This is a genomic window from Actinomyces respiraculi (assembly GCF_014595995.2).
Classification (GTDB): domain Bacteria; phylum Actinomycetota; class Actinomycetes; order Actinomycetales; family Actinomycetaceae; genus Actinomyces; species Actinomyces respiraculi.
The window spans coordinates 1,048,853-1,071,976 of the sequence record NZ_CP063989.1 but is presented as its reverse complement, the minus strand read 5'-3'; the positions used below and the strand labels follow the sequence as shown (position 1 = coordinate 1,071,976).

21 protein-coding genes and 2 tRNA genes are annotated in these 23,124 nt (G+C 71.4%); 8 read left to right on the top strand and 15 right to left on the bottom strand.

Annotation, left to right across the window (positions count from 1 at the left end; all coding sequences use genetic code 11):
• Nucleotides 1-55 precede the first annotated feature (55 nt).
• Together ID810_RS04420 and ID810_RS04415 are read left to right on the top strand one after the other, a co-directional pair.
• Complete coding sequence (locus ID810_RS04420; protein WP_166855738.1) at nt 56-1,942, top strand: AMP-dependent synthetase/ligase; 1,887 nt, start codon at nt 56-58, stop codon at nt 1,940-1,942.
• A 116-nt stretch (nt 1,943-2,058) separates the two neighbouring features.
• Nucleotides 2,059-3,960: an AMP-dependent synthetase/ligase gene (locus ID810_RS04415; RefSeq protein WP_166855486.1), complete on the top strand. Its 1,902-nt coding sequence runs from the start codon at nt 2,059-2,061 to the stop codon at nt 3,958-3,960.
• 77 nt (nt 3,961-4,037) lie between these two features.
• Here the strand turns inward: ID810_RS04415 and ID810_RS04410 are convergent, their stop codons facing one another.
• From ID810_RS04410 to ID810_RS04395, 4 genes are all read right to left on the bottom strand, one after another.
• Nucleotides 4,038-4,415 carry a chorismate mutase gene (locus tag ID810_RS04410; RefSeq protein ID WP_166855488.1) on the bottom strand — a complete coding sequence of 126 codons (378 nt, stop codon included), beginning with the start codon at nt 4,413-4,415 and terminating at the stop codon, nt 4,038-4,040.
• On the bottom strand, nt 4,412-5,704 hold the full coding sequence (gene clpX, locus ID810_RS04405; protein ID WP_166855490.1) for an ATP-dependent Clp protease ATP-binding subunit ClpX: 1,293 nt from the start codon (nt 5,702-5,704) through the stop codon (nt 4,412-4,414). Before clpX ends, ID810_RS04410 begins: the two co-directional genes overlap by 4 nt.
• A 220-nt stretch (nt 5,705-5,924) precedes the next feature.
• A complete protein-coding gene (locus ID810_RS04400) occupies nt 5,925-6,620 on the bottom strand; it encodes an ATP-dependent Clp protease proteolytic subunit (RefSeq protein ID WP_166855492.1) in 696 nt (231 codons plus the stop codon).
• Between the two features lies 1 nt (nt 6,621).
• On the bottom strand, nt 6,622-7,239 hold the full coding sequence (locus tag ID810_RS04395; protein ID WP_166855494.1) for an ATP-dependent Clp protease proteolytic subunit: 618 nt from the start codon (nt 7,237-7,239) through the stop codon (nt 6,622-6,624).
• Between the two features lie 192 nt (nt 7,240-7,431).
• Here ID810_RS04395 and ID810_RS04390 point away from each other — a divergent pair, with 192 nt between their 5' ends.
• Together ID810_RS04390 and ID810_RS04385 are read left to right on the top strand one after the other, a co-directional pair.
• The gene (locus ID810_RS04390) at nt 7,432-8,349 is read left to right on the top strand and encodes a class I SAM-dependent methyltransferase (protein WP_243856530.1); all 918 of its coding nucleotides are present in this window, start codon (nt 7,432-7,434) and stop codon (nt 8,347-8,349) included.
• A gap of 112 nt (nt 8,350-8,461) precedes the next feature.
• Nucleotides 8,462-8,803, top strand: a complete 342-nt coding sequence (locus ID810_RS04385) for a cupin domain-containing protein (RefSeq protein ID WP_166855496.1) — start codon at nt 8,462-8,464, stop codon at nt 8,801-8,803.
• A 46-nt stretch (nt 8,804-8,849) separates the two neighbouring features.
• On the opposite strand, the gene ID810_RS04380 is transcribed toward ID810_RS04385, so the two are convergent.
• The 5 genes from ID810_RS04380 to ID810_RS04360 all read right to left on the bottom strand — a co-directional run bounded on the left by ID810_RS04380 (nt 8,850) and on the right by ID810_RS04360 (nt 14,019).
• On the bottom strand, nt 8,850-10,457 hold the full coding sequence (locus ID810_RS04380) for a fluoroquinolone export ABC transporter permease subunit (RefSeq protein WP_188232579.1): 1,608 nt from the start codon (nt 10,455-10,457) through the stop codon (nt 8,850-8,852).
• Nucleotides 10,454-11,314 carry an ABC transporter ATP-binding protein gene (locus ID810_RS04375; protein WP_159718363.1) on the bottom strand — a complete coding sequence of 287 codons (861 nt, stop codon included), beginning with the start codon at nt 11,312-11,314 and terminating at the stop codon, nt 10,454-10,456. Before ID810_RS04375 ends, ID810_RS04380 begins: the two co-directional genes overlap by 4 nt.
• Complete coding sequence (locus tag ID810_RS04370) at nt 11,311-11,994, bottom strand: TetR/AcrR family transcriptional regulator (RefSeq protein WP_243856532.1); 684 nt, start codon at nt 11,992-11,994, stop codon at nt 11,311-11,313. The genes ID810_RS04375 and ID810_RS04370 overlap by 4 nt, the downstream gene beginning before the upstream one ends.
• A gap of 159 nt (nt 11,995-12,153) precedes the next feature.
• Nucleotides 12,154-13,584 carry a trigger factor gene (tig, locus tag ID810_RS04365; RefSeq protein ID WP_166855498.1) on the bottom strand — a complete coding sequence of 477 codons (1,431 nt, stop codon included), beginning with the start codon at nt 13,582-13,584 and terminating at the stop codon, nt 12,154-12,156.
• A gap of 144 nt (nt 13,585-13,728) precedes the next feature.
• The gene (locus ID810_RS04360; RefSeq protein WP_166855501.1) at nt 13,729-14,019 is read right to left on the bottom strand and encodes an FMN-dependent dehydrogenase; all 291 of its coding nucleotides are present in this window, start codon (nt 14,017-14,019) and stop codon (nt 13,729-13,731) included.
• A gap of 243 nt (nt 14,020-14,262) precedes the next feature.
• Between ID810_RS04360 and ID810_RS04355 the strand changes: the two genes are divergently transcribed.
• Entirely contained in the window at nt 14,263-15,390 is a 1,128-nt protein-coding gene (locus ID810_RS04355; RefSeq protein ID WP_166855503.1) for a Fic family protein, read from the top strand.
• A gap of 54 nt (nt 15,391-15,444) precedes the next feature.
• Here ID810_RS04355 and ID810_RS04350 read toward each other — a convergent pair.
• The 3 genes from ID810_RS04350 to rpmF form a co-directional block, all read right to left on the bottom strand.
• Nucleotides 15,445-15,518: transfer RNA gene (locus tag ID810_RS04350), tRNA-Pro, on the bottom strand.
• A 55-nt stretch (nt 15,519-15,573) separates the two neighbouring features.
• Nucleotides 15,574-15,644, bottom strand: a tRNA-Gly gene (locus ID810_RS04345).
• 39 nt (nt 15,645-15,683) lie between these two features.
• Entirely contained in the window at nt 15,684-15,848 is a 165-nt protein-coding gene (gene rpmF, locus ID810_RS04340; protein WP_166855505.1) for a 50S ribosomal protein L32, read from the bottom strand.
• 196 nt (nt 15,849-16,044) lie between these two features.
• Here rpmF and ID810_RS04335 point away from each other — a divergent pair, with 196 nt between their 5' ends.
• From ID810_RS04335 to cysE, 3 genes are all read left to right on the top strand, one after another.
• Nucleotides 16,045-16,722, top strand: coding sequence for an IMPACT family protein (locus ID810_RS04335; protein WP_166855507.1), 678 nt, complete (start codon nt 16,045-16,047; stop codon nt 16,720-16,722).
• A 569-nt stretch (nt 16,723-17,291) separates the two neighbouring features.
• Nucleotides 17,292-18,215, top strand: coding sequence for a cysteine synthase A (gene cysK / locus ID810_RS04330; RefSeq protein WP_166855508.1), 924 nt, complete (start codon nt 17,292-17,294; stop codon nt 18,213-18,215).
• Nucleotides 18,216-18,303: 88 nt separating this feature from the next.
• The gene (gene cysE, locus ID810_RS04325; protein ID WP_166855510.1) at nt 18,304-18,927 is read left to right on the top strand and encodes a serine O-acetyltransferase; all 624 of its coding nucleotides are present in this window, start codon (nt 18,304-18,306) and stop codon (nt 18,925-18,927) included.
• Between the two features lie 57 nt (nt 18,928-18,984).
• Here cysE and ID810_RS04320 read toward each other — a convergent pair whose 3' ends face one another.
• From ID810_RS04320 to ID810_RS04310, 3 genes are all read right to left on the bottom strand, one after another.
• Nucleotides 18,985-20,322, bottom strand: coding sequence for an alpha/beta fold hydrolase (locus ID810_RS04320; protein WP_166855512.1), 1,338 nt, complete (start codon nt 20,320-20,322; stop codon nt 18,985-18,987).
• 1,220 nt (nt 20,323-21,542) lie between these two features.
• Nucleotides 21,543-22,526 (bottom strand): Fpg/Nei family DNA glycosylase, encoded by a 984-nt coding sequence (locus ID810_RS04315; protein ID WP_166855514.1) that lies wholly within the window; start codon nt 22,524-22,526, stop codon nt 21,543-21,545.
• A gap of 121 nt (nt 22,527-22,647) precedes the next feature.
• On the bottom strand, nt 22,648-23,094 hold the full coding sequence (locus ID810_RS04310; RefSeq protein WP_166855516.1) for a ribose-5-phosphate isomerase: 447 nt from the start codon (nt 23,092-23,094) through the stop codon (nt 22,648-22,650).
• Nucleotides 23,095-23,124 lie beyond the last annotated feature (30 nt).

Sequence of the window (23,124 nt, the reverse complement as noted above, 5' to 3'; positions counted from 1 at the left end):
TGACGGGTGCTGAAAGAATGCCCGGGTGACCGACTCCTCCGCCAAGCACGCCCCTATGTCCACCGGAACTCCGTCAGTGGCCGGATCGCCCCGGGTCATCGCCGGCGTCGCCGTCAGCCCCCTGATTGCGGAGCCGGACGAGTCCTGGACGATCCCGTGGCTGCTGGCCGGCCGCATCGAGCGCGCCCCCGAGCGCACGATCATCGAGCGCAAGTCCCCCCTGGGCAACACGTGGGTTCCCATCAGCGCCCGTTCCTTCGGCGAGGAGGTCGCCCGCATCGCCTCCGGCTTCATGGGTCTGGGGCTTGAGCCGGGCCAGGCCGTCGGCCTCATGGCGCACACCTCCTACGAGTGGACGCTGCTCGACATGGCCATCGCCCGTGCCGGCCTCGTCTCCGTGCCCATCTACGAGACGGACTCCGCCGAGCAGATCGAGTGGATCGTCGAGGACTCCGCCCTGAGGCTGGTCATCACCGAGTCCACCGCCCTGGCCGAGATCGTCCGCCAGGCCGTGGCCGCCTACTCCACCGCCCATGAGGACGCCCACAGCGTCGACATCCTGTCGCTCGACCGCGACGCCCTGACCGACCTGACCACCGCAGGCGCCGAGATCAGCCGTGCGGCCCTGGACGCTCGCACCGCCGGGATCAGCGCCTCGGACATCTACTCCATCATCTACACCTCCGGCACCACCGGTCGCCCCAAGGGCGTCGAACTCACCCACCGCACCGTCGCGGGACTGGCGTGGAACGGGGTGCGGTGGATCCCGGATGTCCTGTTCTTAGAGGACACCCGCCTGCTGCTCTTCCTGCCGCTGGCGCACTCCTACGCCCGCTTCCTTCAGACCCTCGCCCTGGCGGGCAATGGGGTCCTCGGCCACTCCGACCCCAAGACCCTCCTGCCCGATCTCAAGGCCTTCGGCCCCACCTACGTCCTGGCCGTGCCCCGCGTCCTGGAGAAGATCTACAACGCGGCCGATGCCAAGGCCGGCTCCGGCGCCAAGCTCAAGGTCTTCCGCTGGGCGGCCAAGACCGCCATCGCCTACTCGCGCGCCCTGGACACCCCCCAGGGTCCCTCGGCCGCCCTCAAGGCGCAGCACGCGGCGGCGGACCGGCTCGTCTTCCGCACGATCCGCGCGCTCCTGGGACCCAACGCCCGCTACGCGATCTCCGGCGGCGGCCCGCTCGGCGAGCGCCTGGGCCACTTCTACCGGGGCCTGGGCCTCATCATCCTCGAAGGCTACGGCCTGACCGAGACCATCGGCCCCACCAGCGTCAACCTCGACATCCGCAACAAGATCGGTACCGTCGGTCCGCCCGTGTGTGGCAACAAGGTCCGTGTGAGCGCCGACGGCGAGCTCGAGGTCACGGGTCTGGGCGTCTTCTCCGGCTACCACAACAACCCGGCCGCCAACGCCGAGTCCTTCACCGATGACGGCTGGTTCCGCACCGGTGACATCGGCTCCATCGACGACGACGGCTGGATCCGCATCACCGGGCGCAAGAAGGAGCTCATCGTCACCGCCGGCGGCAAGAACGTCGCCCCGGCGATCCTTGAGGACCGTCTGCGCGGGCACCCGCTCGTGAGCCAGGTCGTCGTCGTCGGCGACGGCGAGCCCTTCATCGCCGCCCTCGTCACCCTCGACAAGGAGATGCTGCCCCAGTGGCTGGTCAACCACGGGCTTGCGGAGATGGACGTCGTCGAGGCCTCGCACCACCCCCAGGTGCTCGCCGCCCTCGACCGGGCTGTGGCGCGTGCCAACCGGGCCGTCTCGCGCGCGGAGTCAATCCGCGCCTACCGGGTGCTCACGACGGACTTCACCGAGGCCAACGGCCTGCTCACGCCTTCGCTCAAGGTCAAGCGCGCTGAGGTCATGCGCGTGCACGCCGACGCCGTGGCGGACATCTACGCCTCCACCCGCAAGGGCCCGCAGGACGGTTGAGCCGACGGTGGGGAGTGCGCCGGGGCACACGTCCCGTGGATTCCACAGGACGTGTGTCCCAATACCTGATGGGTTCACCGCCCCTCGCGCACAGGAGACGGGCCACACTGGTGCCTATGACCGCATCCCCTGTCGTCCCCACCCCCGAGACGCCGGGGCGTCGTCCCGCCACGGCCCGGGAGTACTCCACCGGGCTGCTCGTTCCCGTCCACGCCGGCATGACCACGCCCTGGGCGCTGGCCGAGCGCGCGCGCCGCAACCCCCGCGGCACCCTCTTCGCCCGCAAGTCCTCCCTGGGCAAGAGCTGGCGCGACATGAGCGCCGCCGCCTTCCGCGCCCAGGTGCGCGAGGTGGCCGCCGGGCTCGTCGCACGCGGCCTCACGCCGGGCGACACCATCGCAATCATGGCGCACACCTGCTTTGAGTGGACGCTCGTGGACTTCGCCGCCTGGGAGGCCGGCCTCGTCGTCGTTCCCGTCTACGAGACCTCCTCCGCCGAGCAGGCCGAATGGATCCTCACCGACGCACGCGTGCGCCTGGCCGTCGTCGAGAACGAGGCGATGGAGACGATGCTGCACGGCCTGGCCGACGCCGCCGAGCCCGGCACGAGCCTGCACGAACTCGACATCCTCACCCTGTCGAAGAACGCCGTCACGGACCTCATGGCCCAGGGCAAGGGCGTGGACCACGCCGAGCTCGACGCCCGCACCGCCCGCCTCACAAGCGAGGACCTCGCCACGATTGTCTACACCTCCGGCACGACCGGACGCCCCAAGGGAGCCGAGCTCACCCACGACAACCTCGTGGGCATCGGCTACAACACCTGCGCCCACGTGCCCGAGGTCCTCGGCGGCACGGACGTGCGCCTGCTGCTCTTCCTGCCCCTGGCTCACGTGCTCGGCCGCTTCATCGAGGTCACGGTGGTCTGCTCCGACCACGGCGTGATGGGCCACTCCCCCGACGTCAAGAACCTCGTGACCGACCTGGCGACCCTGCGCCCCACCTTCGTCGTGGCCGTGCCCCGCGTCTTCGAGAAGATCTACAACGCCGCCGACGCGCGCGCCCAGGGCGCCAAGCAGAAGATCTTCCGCATGGCGGCCAAGACCGCCATCGCCTACTCGCGCGCCCTCGACACCCATGAGGGACCCAGCCGCGCCCTGCGCGCCCAGCACGCCACCTTCGACCGCCTCGTCTACCGCACGCTGCGTGGCCTCATGGGCGGGCGGGTGCGCCACGTCGTCTCCGGCGGCGGCCCCCTCGGTGAGCGCCTGGGTCACTTCTACCGCGGCGCCGGCGTCACCGTCCTCGAGGGCTACGGCCTGACCGAGACCACCGCTCCGTGCACGGTCAACCCGCCGGACGACATCCTCATCGGCTCCGTCGGCCTGCCGCTGCCGGGCACACGCATCCGCCTGGACGAGGACGGCGAGATCCTCATCCAGGGCATCGGCCTGCTGCGCGGCTACCACCGCAACGAGGAGGCCACCGCCGAAGCCTTCACCGACGACGGCTGGTTCCGCTCCGGCGACATCGGCTCCTTCGCTCCCGGCGGGCACCTGCGCATCACGGGGCGCAAGAAGGAGCTCATCGTCACCGCCGGTGGTAAGAACGTCGCTCCGGCCCTCCTGGAGGACCGCCTGCGGGCGCACCCCCTGGTCAGCCAGGTGCTCGTCGTCGGCGACAACCGTCCCTGCATCGGGGCCCTGGTGACCCTGGATGCGGAGATGCTGCCCCTGTGGCTGTCCTCCCACGGTCTGGAGCCCTTGGACCCGGTGGATGCCTCCACGGACCCTCGTGTGCTCGCCGCCCTGGAGAGGGCGGTCGCGCGCGCCAACGAGGCGGTCTCGCGCGCCGAGTCGATCCGCACCTTCACGGTGCTGCCCACGGACTTCACGGTGGAGAACGGGCTGCTGACGCCCTCGCTCAAGGTACGTCGGGCCGAGGCGGTCGCCCGTTTCGACAAGGAGATCGACGAGCTCTACACCCGGGTGCCCTCAGGCCCCGGAGGGCACGACTGAGACGGGGGCCGGGCCCTGGGCACCGTGTCCCCACAGTGCCCGTAGCCCGGCCCGGTCTTTCGTCTCAGGCGGGTGTGTCAGGCGGGTGTGTGGGCGTCGCGGATCGCCTCGTGGTGGCGGATGACCTCGGCGACGATGAAGGCGAAGAACTTCTCCGCGAAAACCGGGTCCAGCCCGGAGTCCTCGGCCAGCGCGCGCAGGCGCCGCACCTGGCGCTCCTCGCGCGCCGGGTCCGACGGCGGCAGGTCGAGCTCCGCCTTGAGCAGGCCGACCTGCTGGGTGCAGCGGAAGCGCTCGGCGAGCAGGTGCACGAGGGCGGCGTCGAGGTTGTCAATGGTGGTGCGGTAGGCGGCCAGCTGGGGCGGTACGCTCTCGGCGGACGCCTCGACGCGCTCCGCCCCATGGGTGGGGCGGGGCTCCTGCGGGTTGGCGTGACCGGCCGCCTGGGTGCTCATGCGGAGCGGCTCCGCTCACCCTTGCTGGTGGAGGTCAGGGTCCCGGAGCCCGCCTCGTAGCGGGGCCGCGAGCGCCCGGTGACGGCGTCGGCGTCGACGACGACGCGGCCGACCTCCGGCATGGAGGGCACCTCGAACATGGCGTCGCCCAGTACCTCCTCCACGATGCTCGTGAGTCCTCGGGCGCCCGTCTTGCGCGCCAGGGCCAGGCGGGCGATGGCCTCGATGGCCTCAGGCGTTATCTCGAGCTCGACGCCGTCGAGGCTGAAGAGGTACTGGTACTGCGAGACGAGGGCGTTGCGCGGCTCGGTCATGACACGCACGAGCTCGGGCACGCCGAGGTCCTGGACGGTGGCGATGACGGGCAGGCGGCCGATGAACTCGGGGATGAGGCCGAACTTGTGCAGGTCCTCGGGGCGCACCTGGGAGGTCAGGCCCTGCGTGCCGCTCTGGTCGAGAACCCCGCCGAAGCCGAGGGAGGAGGCACCGGACTCCTTGCGCCGACGCTGGCGCACGATGTCCTTGATGCCGGCGAAGGCTCCGGCCGCGATGAACAGGATGTTCGTGGTGTCGATCTCCAGGAACTCCTGGTGGGGGTGCTTGCGCCCTCCCCCGGGCGGGACGGACGCGGTGGTGCCCTCGATGATCTTGAGCAGGGCCTGCTGGACACCCTCACCGGAGACGTCGCGGGTGATGGAGGCGTTCTCGCTCTTACGACCGATCTTGTCGATCTCGTCGATGTAGATGATGCCCTTCTCAGCCCGCTTGACGTCGCCGTCGGCAGCCTGAATGAGCTTGAGGAGGATGTTCTCCACGTCCTCACCCACGTAGCCGGCCTCGGTCAGGGCGGTGGCGTCCACGATGGCGAAGGGCACGTCGAGGTAGCGGGCAAGTGTGCGCGCCAGGTGGGTCTTGCCGGTGCCGGTGGGGCCCAGCAGGAGGATGTTGGACTTGCCGAGCTCAAGGCCGTCACCCTCGGCGACGGCGCGCTCACGCACCTGGACGCGCTTGTAGTGGTTGTAGACGGCCACGCTCATGGCGCGCTTGGCACTCTCCTGGCCGATGACGTACTCGTTGAGGAAGGTGAAGATCTCCTGGGGCTTGGGCAGCTCAAGGGGCACGCCCGCCCCGGACTCGCCCAGCTCCTCGTCCACGATCTCGTTGCACAGCTCGATGCACTCGTCGCAGATGTAGACGCCAGGCCCGGCGATGAGCTTCTTGACCTGCTTCTGGCTCTTGCCGCAGAAGGAGCACTTGAGAAGGTCGACGCTCTCAGCGCTGCGTGCCACGTTTCCTCCGGTTCCGTCCCGCCCTGCGCGGGGACGTTGCTCAGCCTACGGGGCGGTGACCCCGGCAGGGGAGGGGCGCGCCGGTCATCGTCGGCACGGGGTCATCGTCGGTGCGGGCCCGGAGCCGTCGAGGCCCTGGGCGGGTCCCGTGGTGTGGTGGGGGCCCGACGACGCGGCCTGCGTCGTCGGGCCCCCACCTCAGTGGCGCGCCGGGGCCTGCTCAGGCCGAGTGCGGCGAGGGCGGGGTCTTGCGCGAGACGAGCACCTGGTCGACCAGCCCGTATTCCTGGGCCGCCGCGGCGGTGAGGATCTTGTCGCGCTCGAGGTCGTGGTGGACCTTCTCGACGCTCTGGCCGGTGTGGGCCGCGAGCGTCTGCTCGAGCCAGGAGCGCATGCGGTCGATCTCGTCGGCGACGATCTCAATGTCGGAGGCCTGGCCCTGCACGCCCTCCATGGCGGGCTGGTGGATGAGGATGCGGGCGTTGGGCAGCGCCAGGCGCTTGCCCGGACTGCCGGCGGCGAGCAGGACGGCGGCGGCGGAGGCGGCCTGGCCCAGGCAGACGGTCTGCAACTGCGGCTTGATGTACTGCATCGTGTCGTAGATGGCCGTCAGGGCGGTGAAGGAGCCGCCGGGGCTGTTGATGTACATCGTGATGAGGCCGTCGGGGTCCTGGGACTCCAGGACGAGGAGCTGGGCCATGATGTCGTCGGCGCTGGCGTCGTCGACCTGCACCCCGAGGAAGACGATGCGGTCCTCGAAGAGCTTGGAGTAGGCGTCCTGGCGCTTGAAACCGTAGGCGGTGCGCTCCTCGAACTGCGGCATGATGTAGCGCGCGGCCGGCAGGCCCGCGGGGGCGGTGCCGGCGGCGTCGAGCTGGCGCGCCATGGCGTCGACGTAGGGGCGGGAGCTCGTCATGTCAGTTCTCTCCGTTCTGCTGGATCTCGCGGGCGGAGGACACGATGTGGTCGACGAAGCCGTACTCGAGGGCCTCCTGGGCGCTGAACCAGTGGTCGCGGTCGGAGTCGGCGATGATCTGCTCGACGGTGTGGCCGGTGTTGGCGGCCGTGATCTCGGCGAGCTCCTGCTTCATCTTGATGATGAGGTCGGCGTTGATGCGGATGTCCGTGGCGGAGCCGCCCGCACCACCGGAGGGCTGGTGCATGAGGACGCGGGCGTGAGGGGTGAGGTAGCGCTTGCCCTTGGCGCCGGCGCTCAGCAGGTGCTGGCCCATGGAGGCGGCCATGCCCGTGGCCACGGTGGCGACGTCGGGCTGGACGTACTGCATGGTGTCGTAGATGGCCATGCCGGCGGTCACGGAGCCGCCGGGGCTGTTGATGTAGAGGTAGATGTCCCGCTCGGGATCCTCGGCGGCAAGCAGCAGCATCTGGGCGCAGATGGCGTTGGCGTTGTCGTCGCGCACCTCGGAGCCGAGCCAGATGATCCGCTCCTTGAGGAGACGGTTGTAGATGGAGTCGGTCAGGCCGAGTCCGGCACCGTGGCCGTCGGCGGCGCTGGGCGTGAAGTGCTCGCTCACGTCAGTCCTCTCGTGTTCGTTGACGCCAACGCTAACGCCCTGCTCCCCTCCCCCATGCCCGCCTCCGGGCCGGTTTCGCTCACGGCCTCACCGTGGGGGCTACCCCACGGGCGCTGAGGACGAGGATCACAGGTGCGGGGCGGGTGGGAAGGGTAGCCTAAGATTAGGTTATTCACGGGCTGAGGAGTGAAAATGGGGATGGGTTCGACGGACTCCGTCAGTGCCGACGGCGCCGCCCAGCAGGCGGGCAACACGGCTCCGGGCGTCCGGGGTGCGGGAACCCCGGTACCGGGCGGCCCGGCCCCGCGTGGCAGCCGCCAGGCGCCTGAGGCCACCCGCATGCAGGGTCACTGGCTGCTGGCCATGCTCGGCAAGCGGGTCCTGCGACCGGGCGGCATTGCGCTCACCCGCCGCATGCTGGAGGCCTGCGCGCTGGTACCCGGCCAGCGCCTGGTCGAGCTGGGGCCCGGCGTGGGCCGCACCGCCGAGATCCTGCTGGCCACCCGCCCCTCCTCCTACCGGGGCGTGGACCCCCACCCCGAGGGCCGTGAACAGGTGGCCGCTGTCCTCGACGGCCACCCCGAGGCCCAGTACGTGGTCGCCGACGCCGCACAGACCACGCTGCCTGAGGCCAGCGCCGACCTCGTCGTGGGCGAGGCCATGCTCACGATGCAGTCCGACGCGCACAAGCGCGAGATCATCGCCGAGGCCGCCCGCCTGCTCGCCCCCGGCGGGCGTTACGCCATCCACGAGCTGGCGCTGCGCGGGGACCTGACGGACACCGAGGTCGAGGCCACCCGCAAGGAGATCTCCCGCGCCATCAGGGTCGGGGCTCGTCCCCTGACCGTGGCCGGCTGGAGCCAGATGCTCACCGAGGCCGGCCTGGTCGTTGAGTGGAGCGGCACCGCCCCCATGCACCTGCTCGAGCCCCGCCGACTCATGCAGGATGAGGGCCTGGTCGGCACGGCACGCTTCATGCTGCGCATGGCCCGCACCCCGGGCGCACGCGAGCGAGTCACAAGCATGCGCCGGCTGTTCCGCCTACGCGCCACGGCGCTCACCGCCGTCGCGCTCGTGGCCCGTAAGCCTGTTCAGACGGCCGAGGGCTGAGCCCCTCACGTGCAGCCCGGGCGGCTCCGCCCCACCAGGGGGCCGCCGTCGGCGCGCCGGACCCAGCGCCCGCCTCAGCACACCCAGACCCACCACCCGAGAGGACACCGACATGCCCACCACCCCCGTCACCGAGTCCCTGTTCCGCCTGGGCCTGACCGAGGCGCTGCCCGTGAGCGAGGAGGCCACGACCTCGCGCGTCGTCGTCAACAACGACCTCCTGCGCACCGTCGTCTTCACCTTCGACGCCGGCCAGCTGCTCACCGAGCACGCCTCCCCCAAGGCCGTCGTCGTCACGCTCCTGGAGGGCGAGATGGACTTCTGCGTCGGCGAGCGCACCGAGCGGCTGGCCGTCGGCGACGTCGTCTACCTGGCCCCGGGCGACCGCCACGCCCTCACGGCCGTCACCGCCTGCCGCATGCAGCTCGTCATGGTCGACGTCGGCGGCCAGTGAGCGCGCTCCGGGCCGACCTCGCCGGCGGGACCCGCCCGGGGCGGCCTCAGGGGGCCGTGCGTTGCGGCGCGCGGCTGCGCCCCGCCCACCACAGGCACCCCGCCGCCAGGGCGGTCCCCCAGCCGAGGGCCCCGGCCGCCCAGGGCAGCCAGGCGGCGCCCTCCCCCATGGCGGCCAGGGCCCGCAGCGGCCACCACGTCGGCACGACGGCGAGCCATGGGGCCCGTCCCCCGCGCCCGGCGTGATCGAGGACCGGCAGGACCAGGACGAGCAGGCCGAGCTTGACCGCGGCCACGCCCTGGACCGTGCCCGTGGCGAAGGCGGCCAGGGCAAGGGCGGTGGCGGCCGCCAGCGGGGCGCAGGCCAGGGCCAGGGCGGTGGCGCGCGCCCACCCGGTGCCCGCGCACGATGCCAGCCCCGCGGCGACGGCGGGCACGCTCACGGCGGCCGCCTGCCCGGCCCGCCACCCGAGGTAGCGGTGGAGGGACAGCGGGGTGACGGCGATCATCTGCCAGGTCGCCTCCTCCTTGTCCTGCAGCAGCATGAACCCGACGACGGTGCCGATCATGACGGGCAGCACCACCGTGAGGACGAGGCCCGTCAGCAGCGCCAGCCAGGCCTCACCGTCCAGGCCGTGGGCGTGCAGCATCCCTGCCAGCGGCTCGGCCCCCAGGCGCACCGCCAGGACCATGACGAGCGGCAGCAGGGCCAGCCACCACAGCAGGTCGTCGCGCGCCAGACGGCGCACGTCCATCGGGACCAGCGCCGCCAGCACCCCGACCGTCCCCGGCCGCCGTCCGCCCGGGCGCCGCAGGCGGAGCGGGAGATCCGGGAGGCCCGAGGGATGCCGGCTCCGCGGGCAGAGCCGGTGGGGCGCTCGGCGCGGGCTGCCGCTCGCGAGATCGTCCCAGCGCGCCGCGCTCCCAGCGGCGCGCCGCCGGCTCCCCCCGGCGTCGTCGACCACCGCACCGCGCAGCCGCCGGCCCGCCACGGCGCCACCGACCAGGGACCAGATGGCCGCTGCGAGCACCGCGGGAACGGACAGGGCCGCGGGCGCCTGCCCGAAGGCGATGCGCAGGAGGACCACCGGCCCCTGAAGGGGGTGGAGCCAGTAACCCCACCAGCCCTCGGCCACCCCCAGCAGCGGCAGGACCGGCACCGCGAAGCCGATCGTCCACACCCCCGAGGGCAGCAGGAAGGACGCGGCCGACCGGTAGCCGGCCACCGCGACGGCCCCGTAAAGGACCTCGAGCACCGCCAGCAGGGCCACGCCCGCCAGGAAAGCGGGCCAGGCCACCGCCGTCCCCGAGACGAGGACGAGGGCCGCCGACTCGACGACGGCCAGCAGGACGAGGGAGGCGGCGAGGGCGGCGAGGTACTCCCCCACCCGCATCGGGCTCACGGCCCGGCACATGAGGGAGCCCTCGCCCCGTTCGGCCAGGACCTGGACGGCGGCGAAGTAGAAGCAGGTGATCGTCATCTCCCCCAGCAGCAGGACGGGCCACCACCGGGGCGGCAGCGCCGCGAGCCCCCGCAGGAGCAGAGCGCCGACGAGGCCGACCACCACCACGACCAGCCAGTAGCCGCCTGCGGCCTGCAGGCGCAGGTTGAGGCGCACCGTCACGGCCGTGCGGCGCAGTGCCGGCGCACTCATCGCAGGTCCCGTCCCGTCACGTGGCGGAAGACGGCGCCCAGGTCCGCCTCCTGGCTGTGCAGGGACAGGGCCTCGTGCTCGCGCAGGTCGCGGTGGAAGCGCTCGTCGTCGGCCAGGCCGTCCAGGGGGTAGGCCCCGTCGCCCCCGTCCCAGGCGAGGAGGACCCGGCGCGAGCCGTGGCGCCTGCGCAGCACCTCGGGGGCGCCGAGCTCGACGAGGCGGCCGTCGACGACGAAGCCCACCCGGTCGCAGACGCGCTGCGCCAGCACCATGTCGTGGGTCGTCACGACGATGGTGCACCCCCGCTCGCGCTCCTGGGCGATGAGATGCTCGATACGGGCCACGCCCGCCGGGTCCAGGCCCGCCGTCGGCTCATCGAGGAACAGGAGACGGGGACGGGCGAGCAGGGCCCGGGCGACGTTGAGGCGCACGCCCATGCCCTTGCTCATGGCGGAGGCCCGCGTGGCGGCGTCGTCGTCGAGTCCCACGGCCTCCAGCAGCTGGTCGGGGTCGCGGGTCACCCCGGGGTGCAGGCGGGCGGTGTAGACGAGGTTCTCCCGGACGGTGAGCCGGCCGATGGACACCGGGCGCTCGAAGGCGACGCCGACGGCCTCGTACAGCTCCCTGCCCCACAACGAGACCTCCCGCCCCAGGACGCGGGCGGTGCCCGTGTAGCCGCGCAGCAGGCCGATGAGCACCCGCTGCAGGGTGGACTTGCCCGCACCGCTGGGCCCCAGGAGGCCGAGGACCTCGCCGACCTCGACCGTGAGCTCGACGTCCTCCAGGGCGGGGCGCTGCGCCCCGCGGTAGGTGAAGCCGAGCCCCCGGGTCGCCACGGCGGGGGCCGGGGCGCTCACAGCTCCTCCCGGGCGAGGGCGGCGGTGAGCAGCGTGACGGTGTCGGCGGCGACCGCGGCGATCTCGGGCCGGTCGAAGGCGCTGCCGTCCGTCGCCGCCTGCTCGGCCGTGACGCCGAAGCGGCGCATGACGTGGTCGGGCAGGCCGGCCATGACGTGGACGAGCACCCAGGCCGCGGTGGCGGGGTCGACGTCGGCGCGCAGCTCGCCGTCGTCCTGACCGCGGCGCACGGCCCGCTCCACCCAGCGGATGAGATCGGTGTCGTCCTGCGTGAGCGCGGCCGGGTCGAGTGGGGAGTCGGGGGCGAAGGCGCGGGCGAGCACGGACCAGCCGAGCGGGTCTCGGGCCTGGAAGCCGTGGCTGCCGCGGACGAGTCCGGTGAGGACCTGCTCGAGGCTCGCCTCGGGCACGGGCGTGTCGACGAGGGCGAGCCGGTCGCGCATGAGCCCGCCCACAAGGTGGGCGTAGGCGTCGCGCTTGTCCTCGAAGTACTGGTAGAAGCTGCCCTTGGAGATGCCCGCTGCGGCCGTCATGCGGTCGACGGAGGCGCGGGTGTAGGAGCACGTGGCGAACTCGTGCTTCATCGCGTTGAGGACCCGGGCGCGCTTGTCCTCGGGGAGGTTGGCGAAGGTGGGTGTGGGCATGGCGGCCTCCTCGTGGCCGTATGACTCATCAGTCATATGACTGATGAGTCATACGGTAGTCCGTGTCCTCATCGCCCGACAAGGGCCGTCACCTCGCCGCGGCCCCGAGCGGGCATGAGAGGCGCCTGAGCGCAGTCGTGGGGCCCGACACCGAGACGGTGCCGGGCCCCACGGGGATGATGCGGTGCGTTCAGCTCACTCGGCGCTGGCGGCGGAGGCCGCGCTGGCCGACGAGGCGCTCGAGGCGGCGGAGGCCGAGCTCGCGGAGGAGCCGGAACCGGCGGAGTCGGCGTCGGTCGGCGAGGCGACGCGCTCGACCTCGGAGACGAGCTGCTGGGCGTCGAGCTCGTCGGAGCCGATGAACTCCGTGAGGTCGACGTCCTTGCCGTCGGAGTCCTTGACGCTCACCTGACGCAGGGCCATGGCCAGCGACTTGTTGCGGGCGATCTCGGAGACGAAGGCCGGGATCTGGTTGGCCTGCTGGGCGCCCTGCATGAACTGGGCGGGCTCCATACCGTACTGCTGGGCCGTCTGGATGAGGAAGTCAATGAGCTCGTCCTGGGAGACGTTGACCTCGGTCTGCTCGGCCAGCACGTCAAGGATGATCTGGTCGCGCACACCGGTGGTGATGTCGTCGCGGATCTCGGCGGCGTGCGGGTCGTCGTCCTCCTTGCCCTCAGCCTTGAGGTGGGCACTGACCTCCTGGTCAACGAGCACCTCCGGGACGTCGAAGACGACCTTCTCGCGCAGGACGTCGAGCAGACCGTCACGGGCGGCGATGGCCTGGTCTCCGGCCTTGCGCGCGGCGACCTGGTCACGCAGGTCCCCGCGCAGCTCGTCGATGGTGTCGAACTCGGAGGCCATCTGGGCGAAGTCGTCGTCGGCCTCGGGCAGCTCGCGCTCCTTGACGGCGGAGGCGGTGACGGTGACCTCGGCCTCCTCGCCCTCGTGCTCGCCACCGGCCAGGGTGGTGGTGAAGGTGGCGGACTCCTCGGCCTTGAGGCCGCGCAGGGCGGTGTCAAGGCCCGTGAGCATGTTGCCCTTGCCGATCTCGTAGGAGACACCGGAGGCGGAGTCGACCTCCTCGCCGTCGATGACGGCCGTCAGGTCGATGGTGACGAAGTCGCCGGTCTTGGCCTTGCGCGTGACGGCCTTGAGGGAGCCGAAGCGGGCGCGCAGGTTCTCGAGCTCGGTCTCGACGTCCTCGTCGGTGATCGCGACGGGGTCGACCGTGATCTCCAGGCCGTCGAGCTCGGGCAGCTCGATCTCGGGGCGGACGACGACCTCGGCGGTGAAGACGAGCTGGCCGCCCTGGGCGCCGGTGAGGTTGGGCAGCTCGGTGACCTCGACCTCGGGCTGGGCCATGGGCACGCGGCCGCTCTCGTTCAGGGCCTCACGGTAGAAGTCGTTGAGCTTGTTGTTGACGGCCTCCTGGATGACGGAGGCGCGCCCCACGCGCTGGTCAATGACCTGCTGGGGGACGTGGCCGCGGCGGAAGCCGGGGACCTGAATCTGGGAGCCGATCGACGTGTAGGCGGCGTCGAGGCTGGGCTTGAGCTCCTCATAGGGGACCTCCACGGTCAGCTTGAGGCGCGCGGGGTCAAGGTTCTCGACAGTGCTCTTCACGGGGTTCTGCTCCGAAAGTCATGGTGCGGTCAGTCGCACGGCTCCTGCAACGGAGCCGGCGGACGCCGTCGGGAGGCGTCAATCCGGCTCATCCTATGGCACGGGCGCGCCGCCGCGAAAAAACAGCCTGGAGTACGGCTGGTGTCAGCCGAGGTAGACGCTGCGGCCCGCGACCACCGCTGCCAGGCGGGCGCGCGGCACGCCCGCGACGGATCGCACTGCGGCGGTGGTGCGGGCGTGGACCTCGCGGGCCTCGGCGTCGTCAGCGCCGGTGAAGCGGGCGGTCACGCGCGGCTCGCCGCGCACGACGTCGATCCGGAAGGACTCCAGGGTTGTGATGGCCTCAACGGCGTCACGCGCAGCCCGCTCGACGTCGAGCGGGCCGTGGCCGGCGCCGAGGGCACCGATGGTCAGGACACTGCGGTAAGAGGGCATGGTCGAATCTCCATGTTCTTGAGCCGGGGCCGCCGGGAACCCCGACGGTACCGCACGCGCGCCCTCCGCAGCACCGAGACCGGCCTTCCGAAGGGCGTCAAACAGCGGTTGATTGGGGTCGGACAGTTGACGTAGAGTCGGACAATCTGAGGGACAGTCAAAGGGACAAAAATAGGGGGCATAATTTTGGCCGCTCAGCGTCTGTATGAAGACACTCATCCCTGGCTCACCTTCACATTCGACATGGAGGAGCTCAGCCTCAGGACGCTCCTGCTCCTCGGCGAGGCGACGTCACAGTGCGACCACCTCGCCAACTCCGTGATGCCTCCTGCCTTCGCCCAGGAGCTCCACCTCATCCTCCTAGACAAGGGGGCCTTGGGGACCACGGCCATCGAAGGCAACACCATGACTGAGGAGGAGGTCCGGGGTGTCATCGAGGGCAGTAGAACCTTGCCCCCTTCCCGCTCCTACCAGCAGCAGGAGATCGAGGCTCTCGTGGCCCTGTTCAACCAGATCGCCGAAGAGTGCCTCGGACAGGACGAGCCCCCGCTCATCACCCCCAAACGTCTCAAACTGTTCCACGCCAGGCTTCTGGACGGACAGCCTGAGAAGGACGGTGTGATCCCGGGAGAGCTTCGTACCCACTCGGTCACCGTCGGCAACTACCGGGGTGCTCCGCCAGAGGACTGCGAGTACCTCGTCGACCGGCTGTGCCACTGGCTCAACGCCATGACGCAGCAGAGCAGGACGATCGGTGGTCCGCTGGGGCAAGCCCTGGCCATCGTCGCAGCCTTGTTGGCTCATCTGTACCTCGCGTGGATTCACCCCTTCGGGGACGGCAATGGTCGTATGGCCAGGCTCCTGGAGTTCGACATGATGATCCGAGCGGGTTTCCCAGTCGCGGCAGCACACCTGTTGTCCGATCACTACAACCGCACCCGCGACCGGTACTACGCCGTTCTCGACCAGGTGAGCCGTGGGCGCTACCGCGTCGACTCATTCGTCGCTTACGCGGTCGAGGGCCTCGTTGACGGTCAGCGCGATCAGATCCACCGCATCACCGTGATGCAGGAGCACGTGATGTGGCAGTCCTTCGTCCATCAGCAGTTCCAGGGCGAGCACACTCCGGCCCGGGCCCGTCAGAAGGACCTCGCGCTCGCGCTGCCCGTGGGAGAGTGGACACGTACCGACGACGTCCTCATCCTCACGAGTGACATCGCCAAGCAGTACCGTGGCAGGACCTCCAAGACGGTGACCCGTGATCTCAACGAGCTGGTCAAGCGCGGCCTCGTCGTCCGGGAGCGAGGCAAGGGCGTGCGACCTCGGGCCGAGCTGATGACGGCCTTCCGCCTCGGCCGCGTCGAGATGTGACTAACGCGGACCAGTGGCGGCAGGGCCGCCCCGTCACGGATACCTCCTCATGAGTCGGGGTGGCGGGATTTGAACCCGCGGTCTCCTGCCCCCAAAGCAGGCGCGCTACCAAGCTGCGCTACACCCCGTGGGTGCGAGTGAGGCCGCCGCCGGGGTACCGACGACGGCCTTACTCGTCAACCGAGCGGGTGACGGGAATCGAACCCGCGCAATCTGCTTGGAAGGCAGAGGCTCTACCATTGAGCTACACCCGCAGGGGACTCGGTTCCTGATGGAGCCGACCCACCCGGGTCTCAGTACTCGATGAGACCGGTCTTGTAGGCCTTCGCCAGGCGGCGGGGCACGGTGATCTCGCGGCCGGCGACGCGAATGGTGTTGAGCTCGGGGAGCTTGGCCTTCCACTGCGAGCGGCGGTTGCGGGTGTTGCTGCGGGACATCTTCCGCTTCGGCACTGCCATGAGCCCGCTCCTCTCATCAAAGTCTGGGGATCGTTCGATCCATCGGAAAACTGGACCGAGGAACACCATAACGACTCCGGGCAAGCCGGTTCCACCGCGACGACGGCGTCACCGTGTGAGATCGCTCCCGTGCGCCGCTCAGGAAGGGCCCGCGCCCGGGGCCCCGCCCACCGGCCCGGTCTGCGACGATGCCACCATGCCAGCAGCCCCCGACGCCGCCTGCCCCGTCCTCACCCTGGCCCACGGACGCCAGCCGGAGACGGACCTCGAGGTCAAGCGCTCGCACTTCCTGGCCCGCGCCGCGCGCACGGACACCGAGGCCGAGGCGCGTGCCCTCATCGCCGAGGTCCGCGCCGAGCACCCCACGGCGCGCCATCACTGCTCGGCCTTCATCATCGGCGTCCCCGGCGCCCAGCCCGTCGAGCGCTCCAATGACGACGGCGAGCCCTCGGGCACCGCCGGCCAGCCGATCCTCGAGGTCCTGCGGGGCACGGGCCTGGTAGGGGTCAGCGTCGTCGTCACCCGATACTTCGGCGGCACGCTGCTGGGCACGGGCGGCCTCGTGCGGGCCTACTCCCAGGCCGCCGCCCAGGCGCTCGACGCGGCGCGGCGCGCCCGCCTAGTCACCCGCTACCTGTGGGACGTGCGCGTACCCGTCGCCGAGGCGGGCCGGCTGGAGGCCGAGCTGCGCTCCGTGCCCCGGGACGTGGCGTTGGCCGTGGAGGAGACGGTCTGGGGCGCCACTCACGCCGTGCTCATGCTCTCCACCGACTCCCCCGACGCCGACGCTCTCACCGCCCTGCTCGCCTCCGTGAGCCAGGGGACCGCGGTGCCACAGGCGGCGGGCAGCCGGCTGATCGAGCAGCCCTGCTGAGTCCCGGCGGCTGAGTTCCGACGGCGACGCCCGGCTGCGCTACCGGCCCCGACTAACCGGGTCCAACGGCCGGGTCCCGACGGCGACGCCCGGCTGCGCTACCGGCCCCGACTAACCGGGTCCAACGGCCGGGTCCCGACGGCGACGCCCCAGCCGAACCACCGGCCCCGACGGACCGGGAGCGGACCAGGATGCGGTCTCCTTGACGCCGCCCCCGGGCCGGGGTCTATCGTCGCCCCAGACGCACAGGAAGCGCTCAGGAAGGGGGACCCCATGGCCGCTGTCAGCACTGTCAGCGTCATGCGCGTGATGTCCACCTTCTGTGGCCGGTGTCGATAGGGCGCCAGGCCTCGACACTGTGCGCGCGTCGCTGCGCGCATGCCCGGCGCTCCGGCTCTCATGAGCCACCCCACCCCGTACCCCGCCACCGTGCCCACGGCGTGCCCGCGACATCACCACCGCAGGCCCACGGCACACTGCGACGGTGGCATCGCCGTCGGACAGCCCCAGCCCGGCTCCGGCAGCCCCACCACCCGGCACCCGCCGGACCCCATCTGAGGAGAAGCACCATGGCCTACCTGTCCACCATCACCGAGGCCGTCGGCCGCACCCCGCTCGTGCGCATCAACCGCGTGACCTCCGGACCCGCCACCGTCCTGGCCAAGGTCGAGGCCTTCGAGCCCGCCAGCAGCGTCAAGGACCGCATCGCCCTGTCCATCGTCCGCGACGCCGAGACCTCCGGCGCCCTCAAGCCCGGCGGCACGATCGTCGAGGCCACCAGCGGCAACACCGGAGTCGGCCTGGCCATGGTCGGCGCGGCCCTGGGATACAAGGTCATCATCACGATGCCCGAGACCATGTCCAAGGAGCGCCGCGCCCTCATGCGCGCCTTTGGCGCCGAGCTCGTCCTCACCAGCGAAGGCGGCGTCGCCGGGGCCGTCAAGCGCGCCGAGGAGATCCAGGCCGCCACCCCCAACTCGATCCTGGCCTCGCAGTTCACCAACCCGGCCAACCCGAAGATCCACCGCGAGACCACCGCCCTGGAGATCCTGGAGCAGGCCGGGCAGGTGGACGCCTTCGTGGCCGGCATCGGCACCGGCGGCACGCTCACCGGTGTGGGCACCGTCCTGCGCGAGAAGGTCCCCGGCGTGCGCGTCTACGGCGTCGAGCCCACCGAGTCCCCGCTCCTGAGCGAGGGCAATGCTGCGCCCCACAAGATTCAGGGCATCGGCCCCAACATCATCCCCGAGGTCCTGGACCAGGAGATCTGGGACGAGCTGCTGCACATCAGCTCCGACGACGCCCTGACCTACGCCCGCCGCGCGGCCCGTGAGGAGGGGCTGCTCGTCGGCATCTCCTCCGGTGCGGCGCTGGCAGCCGCCGACCTGCTCTCGCAGCGTCCCGAGCTCGCCGGCAAGACGATCGTCACCGTCCTGCCGGACACGGGCGAGCGCTACCTGTCCACCCCGCTGTACGCCGAGTACCTCAACTGACATCTGCCGACGGCGGCCCTGCCGGGAACAGGCGGGCCGCCGTCGGCGTTGGGTCGGCTGAGAGAGCGCACCCCCACCCAGGAGCACCATGACCTCGACCTCACAGGCCCCCGGCGAGGCCCGGCGCGTGCGCACGGGCCCGGCACGCGCCCGCAACCTCATCACACTGGCCAAGGAAGACCTCACCACCGCGCGCAAGCAGGACCCGGCCGCCCGCACCAGCGCCGAGGTCGCCCTCCTGTACCCCGGGGTCCACGCCGTGTGGGCCTACCGCCTCGCCCACCGCCTGTGGGCGCGGGGGCACAAGTTCACGGCCCGGGCCGTCTCGCAGACAGCCCGGGGCCTGACCGGCATCGAGATCCACCCGGCGGCCGTGCTCGGGCGGCGCCTGTTCATCGACCATGGCATGGGCGTCGTCATCGGCGAGACCGCGGAGGTGGGCGACGACGTCGTGATCTACCACGGGGTCACGCTCGGCGGGGTCTCGACCCGGCCGGGCAAGCGCCACCCCACGATCGGCAATGGCGTGCAGATCGGGGCGGGGGCGAAGGTCCTGGGCCCGGTGACCGTGGAGGACAACGCGAAGATCGGCGCGAACGCGGTCCTGGTCAAGAACCTGCCGGCCGAGCATGTGGGCGTGGGGGTGCCGGCGCGGGTACGCGACCCGCGCACGGACCCCGAGCTCATGATGGACCCGACGATCTATATCTGAGACTGGGGACCGGCGGAGTCGGGGCCCAGTGGAGGCCGAGCCCCGCCGGGAGCCCGCTCAGCGCAGGACGGTGCCCCCGGCTAGAGCGACCAGCCGACGGAAGACCGCTCCCCCGCTCGCGCGAGAGCCGTTGTGCTCGTATTCGCTCGTCACCCACGTGCGCAGGCCCGGGATGAGGGAGGCGGTTGCCAGGGAGGTCTCCATCGGCACGTAGACGTCTCGGGCGTAGACGGCGGCGGCCCCGCTCACCCCGGCTGCGGCGCTGGCCCCCAGGGCCCGCTCGTCGTACAGACGCGGCCACTCGACGTCGGCCAGGGCCTGGGCCACCCCCGCCCAGGGCCGCAGGAGCGGGTCGTCCTCGATCATCTGCGGCGTGACGTGTTCTGCCGTGAGCAGGGTGGGGTCGGCGTCGAAGGCGGCGGGGCGTACGCGCTCGGCGGCCCAGGCGGTGCGGCCGCCGTCGGCCCAGCAGGACTCGTGGATGACGGCGTACAGCGGGTTGCGGGCCGTGAAGGCGAGCGAGTCCACGAGGTCGCAGCGCAGGGCCCAGGAGGCGGGGTCGCGCTCAAGCAGGTGGTGCAGGGCGTCCGAGCCGCCGCTGGCCCCCAGCAGGGAGCCGAGCGAGCGCACCCGCTGCGGCCCCACGCCCTGGCCGTGAGGGTCGAGGATCTCGCCACGTGAGGCCGCCTGGACGAGGGCGGCCACGCGATCACGGTCGCCAGGGTGGCGGGCGTAGTGCTCCTCGCTGCGCACGCGCATCGCCTCGTAGGTCAGGGCGTAGACCTCGTCGATGCTCCGGCCGACGGCGGGCAGGCCGCCGGTGAGCTGGACCCGGTCGAGCGAGTCGGCGTGGGCACTGAGGTAGCGCACGGTGCAAAAGCCACCGAAGGACTGTCCTAGCAGGCTCCAGCGCTCGATGCCCAGCGCCCGGCGCAGGTCCTCACAGTCCTCGACGATCTCGTCGGCGCGCATGTGGGTGAGCAGGCGGGCGGTGCCCGCGTCGTCGCCCCCGGCACCGGGGTGGTCGATGGGCGTGGAGCGGCCGGTGCCGCGTTGGTCGAGGAGGAAGACGCGGTAGTGCTCCAGGACGGCGCCGAGCCACCCGAGGCCGGCGTCAGCGCTGGGGCGCGGGGACTCGCAGCCGGGACCGCCCTGGAGGAAGACCAGGGGCGGGTGGGCCAGGGGGTCCGACGGCGTTGCCCCGGTTCCAGCGCGGGCGACCTCGCGCGCGTAGACGGTGAGTGTGGGGGTGGCGTCGGGCCAGGTGTCGCCGTTGCCGGAGCGGTCGAGCGGGACCGTGAGGTGGTGCTCGCGGGTCAGCAGCCCGGCGGTGGCTGTGGACCAGGGGCTGGAGACCAGGCGCGGGGAGGCTGACGGGGACGTCGTCGGTGTCATGGCGCCACGTTACCCACCGTCCGGCCCCGCGGCTCCGGCCCCTCCCGGCCAGGTCACCCGGCAGCCCGGCCCCGGCCGCACGGCCCCGGCCGGCCCGCGGGCGCCCCGGGCGGGCGTCGCAGGGTGTGCCGGTGGCGCAGCCCCTGCCCCGCGGTGTTATGTCTCAGGACATCGGTGACATTTCTGCCTCAGGACATCGGTGACACTTCGGGGGTTTGCGGGGTGACACTTCTGGTTGGTGCCGGGGGTGCCCCTATGTGGCGTGTCAAGCGGCGGCGGGTGGCTCGTCCGGGGCCCCGGTCGGTCACCTCCATCCTCCGTCTCGTTCCCCCCGTCGTCGATCTCGTTCGAGGACCGTCGATCTCGTTCGAGGACCGTCGATCTCGTTCACTAACACTTGATCTCGTTCCCTCAACGAACGAGATCAACGCGCGGGGAACGAGGTCAACGCGCGGGGAACGAGATCAACCGCCTGCCAACGAGATCAACCCACGCACGCCGAGCCCGATCGCACGTACGGGAAGGGCACAGGCACAAGGATGGAGCGGGCTGCGGGCTGCGGGCTGCGGGCAGAGCACGGCACGTGCGCGAGCATGGAAGCGGGCGCGGGCGCTGACACGGGGATGGCGTGGGATACGAGAGCGGACACGGGCGCGGGCTGCGGCGACCGGGAGGCCCACCACCTCGACCACCCCCGAGCGCCACCTCGGTCGACTCGGCCCGCCACCTCGGTTACCCGCCGCTGACCTCATGTACACACCTTGACCCCGCTTCCTCGTTGTTGACCTCGTTCAAAGACCGTCGATCTCGTTCGCTAACACTTGATCTCGTTCCCTCAACGAACGAGATCAACGCATGGGGAACGAGATCAACCGCCTGCCAACGAGATCAACCCGACGCACGCCGAGCCCGGTCGCAGGCGTGGGGATCGCGCGAGCTGCCGGAGCGGGGGGTGTCCACGCGGCGGGCATGAACCACGACCGCCGTCGGCACCCCCGGACGAGAGTCGCGCAATCACAACGATTCCTCCCCGCGGGACGACCGCTGGGGCCGGTCATGTCCGCGACGTGGACACTGATCACAGTCCCCGCCTACCAGCACGGCGCACGCGGCGCAGCGCGGCACCCACACACGCACCACCGTCCCCAAGTGTCACCGATGTCCTGAGGCAGAAATGTCACCGATGTCCTGAGACATCGCAGCCCCGGCCCCGGCCAGCGTCAGTAAGCCTGGCAGGTCGGGCACCAGAACAGGCGCCGCCCGGCCACCTCCTTCTGCCGCACGGGCGTCGCGCAGCGCAGGCAGGGGCGGTCGGCACGGTGGTAGACGTACCAGCGGGCGGCCTCGTCGTCGCCCTCGGGCAGGGGCACAGGCACGTCGTCGGGCTCGACGGTCGTGATGAAACCGGTGGCGACGCCGTACTCCATGAGCGGCACGAGGTCGTCCCACACCGCACGCAGGCGCGCCCGGCTCACGTGCGCACCCGAGAGGAAGGGGCTGATGCCACAGCGCAGCAGCGTCTCAGCTCGGTAGATATTGCCGACGCCGGAGATGACCGACTGGTCCATGAGGAGCTCACCCACGGCCTTGCGGCGGCGCCGGACGTTGGCCACGAAGAGCTCGCGGTCGCCGTCGGCACGCAGCGGGTCGGGGCCCAGGCGGCGGCGCACGGCCGCAACGCCCTCGGCGTCGAGCAGCTCGCAGGCGGCGGGACCGGTGAGGTCGGCGACGCCGTGCTCGCCCAGCAGCCGCAGACGCACCGCCCCGCGGGGCTCGGGCGCTCGCCACTGGCCCGGGGCAGGTGCGGCGGGCACGTCGTCGGATCCTCCGGCCAGGCCGGACAGGGCGGAGCCGCCGCCGTGCGCCAGGGCGTGCTCGCCGCGCTCGCCGACGCGCCTGCGCGGGGCGCCGATGGCGTGCGGAGCGGTGAAGGAGGCGTCGCCGTCGAAGGTCCAGGAGCCGTACAGGCCCAGGTGGATGCGCAGCCAGGTGACCGCGGCGTCGTCGGTGGGCACATCCGCCTCGGGGGCGAAGGGCAGGAAGAGGTGCTTGCCGTGGGCCTGGGCACCGAGGAGCACCTGGCCGTCGAGGCGCTCGGCCCCGGCGGTGAAACGCCCCTGGGGTGAGAAGGCGGCCAGGCGCTGGCCGCCGTAGAGCTCGCTGAGGGCTGCACTGAGCCGGTGGATGGTGTGGCCTTCGGGCATATCAGGACCGTACCCGAGCACCGCGGGCACAACCGACACCGTGGGCACTGTGGGGGCACTGTGGGGGCACCGTGGGTGCAGCCCGAGCAGACCGGGGCGCACCGGCCCGCCGGTGCCGGACTCAGCGCTGCTCGTAGTCGCGGATCTGGTTGATGCGCTTCTGGTGGCGGGCATCGCCGCTGAAAGGCTCGGCGATGAAGGCGTCGAGGATCTCGATGGCCTCCTGCTCGGCGTGCTGGCGCACCCCGAGGCCGGCCATGTTGGCGTCGTTGTGCTGGCGAGCGAGCCGGGCGGTCTCCACCGACCACACGAGGGCGGCGCGCACGCCGACGACCTTGTTCGCCGAGATCTGCTCGCCGTTGCCCGAACCGCCCAGCACGACGCCGAGGCTGCCGGGATCCGCAACAACAGCCTCCGCCGCAGCGAAGCAGAAGGACGGGTAGTCATCGAGACGGTCGTACACGTAGCAACCGTGGTCGGTGACCTCGTGACCTTGGGAGCGCCAGTGCTCCACAAGCCGGTTCTTCAGCTCGAAGCCTGCATGGTCGGTACCGACGTGAATGTGCATGGGCAGATTGTGCCTCACGCGAACACGTCG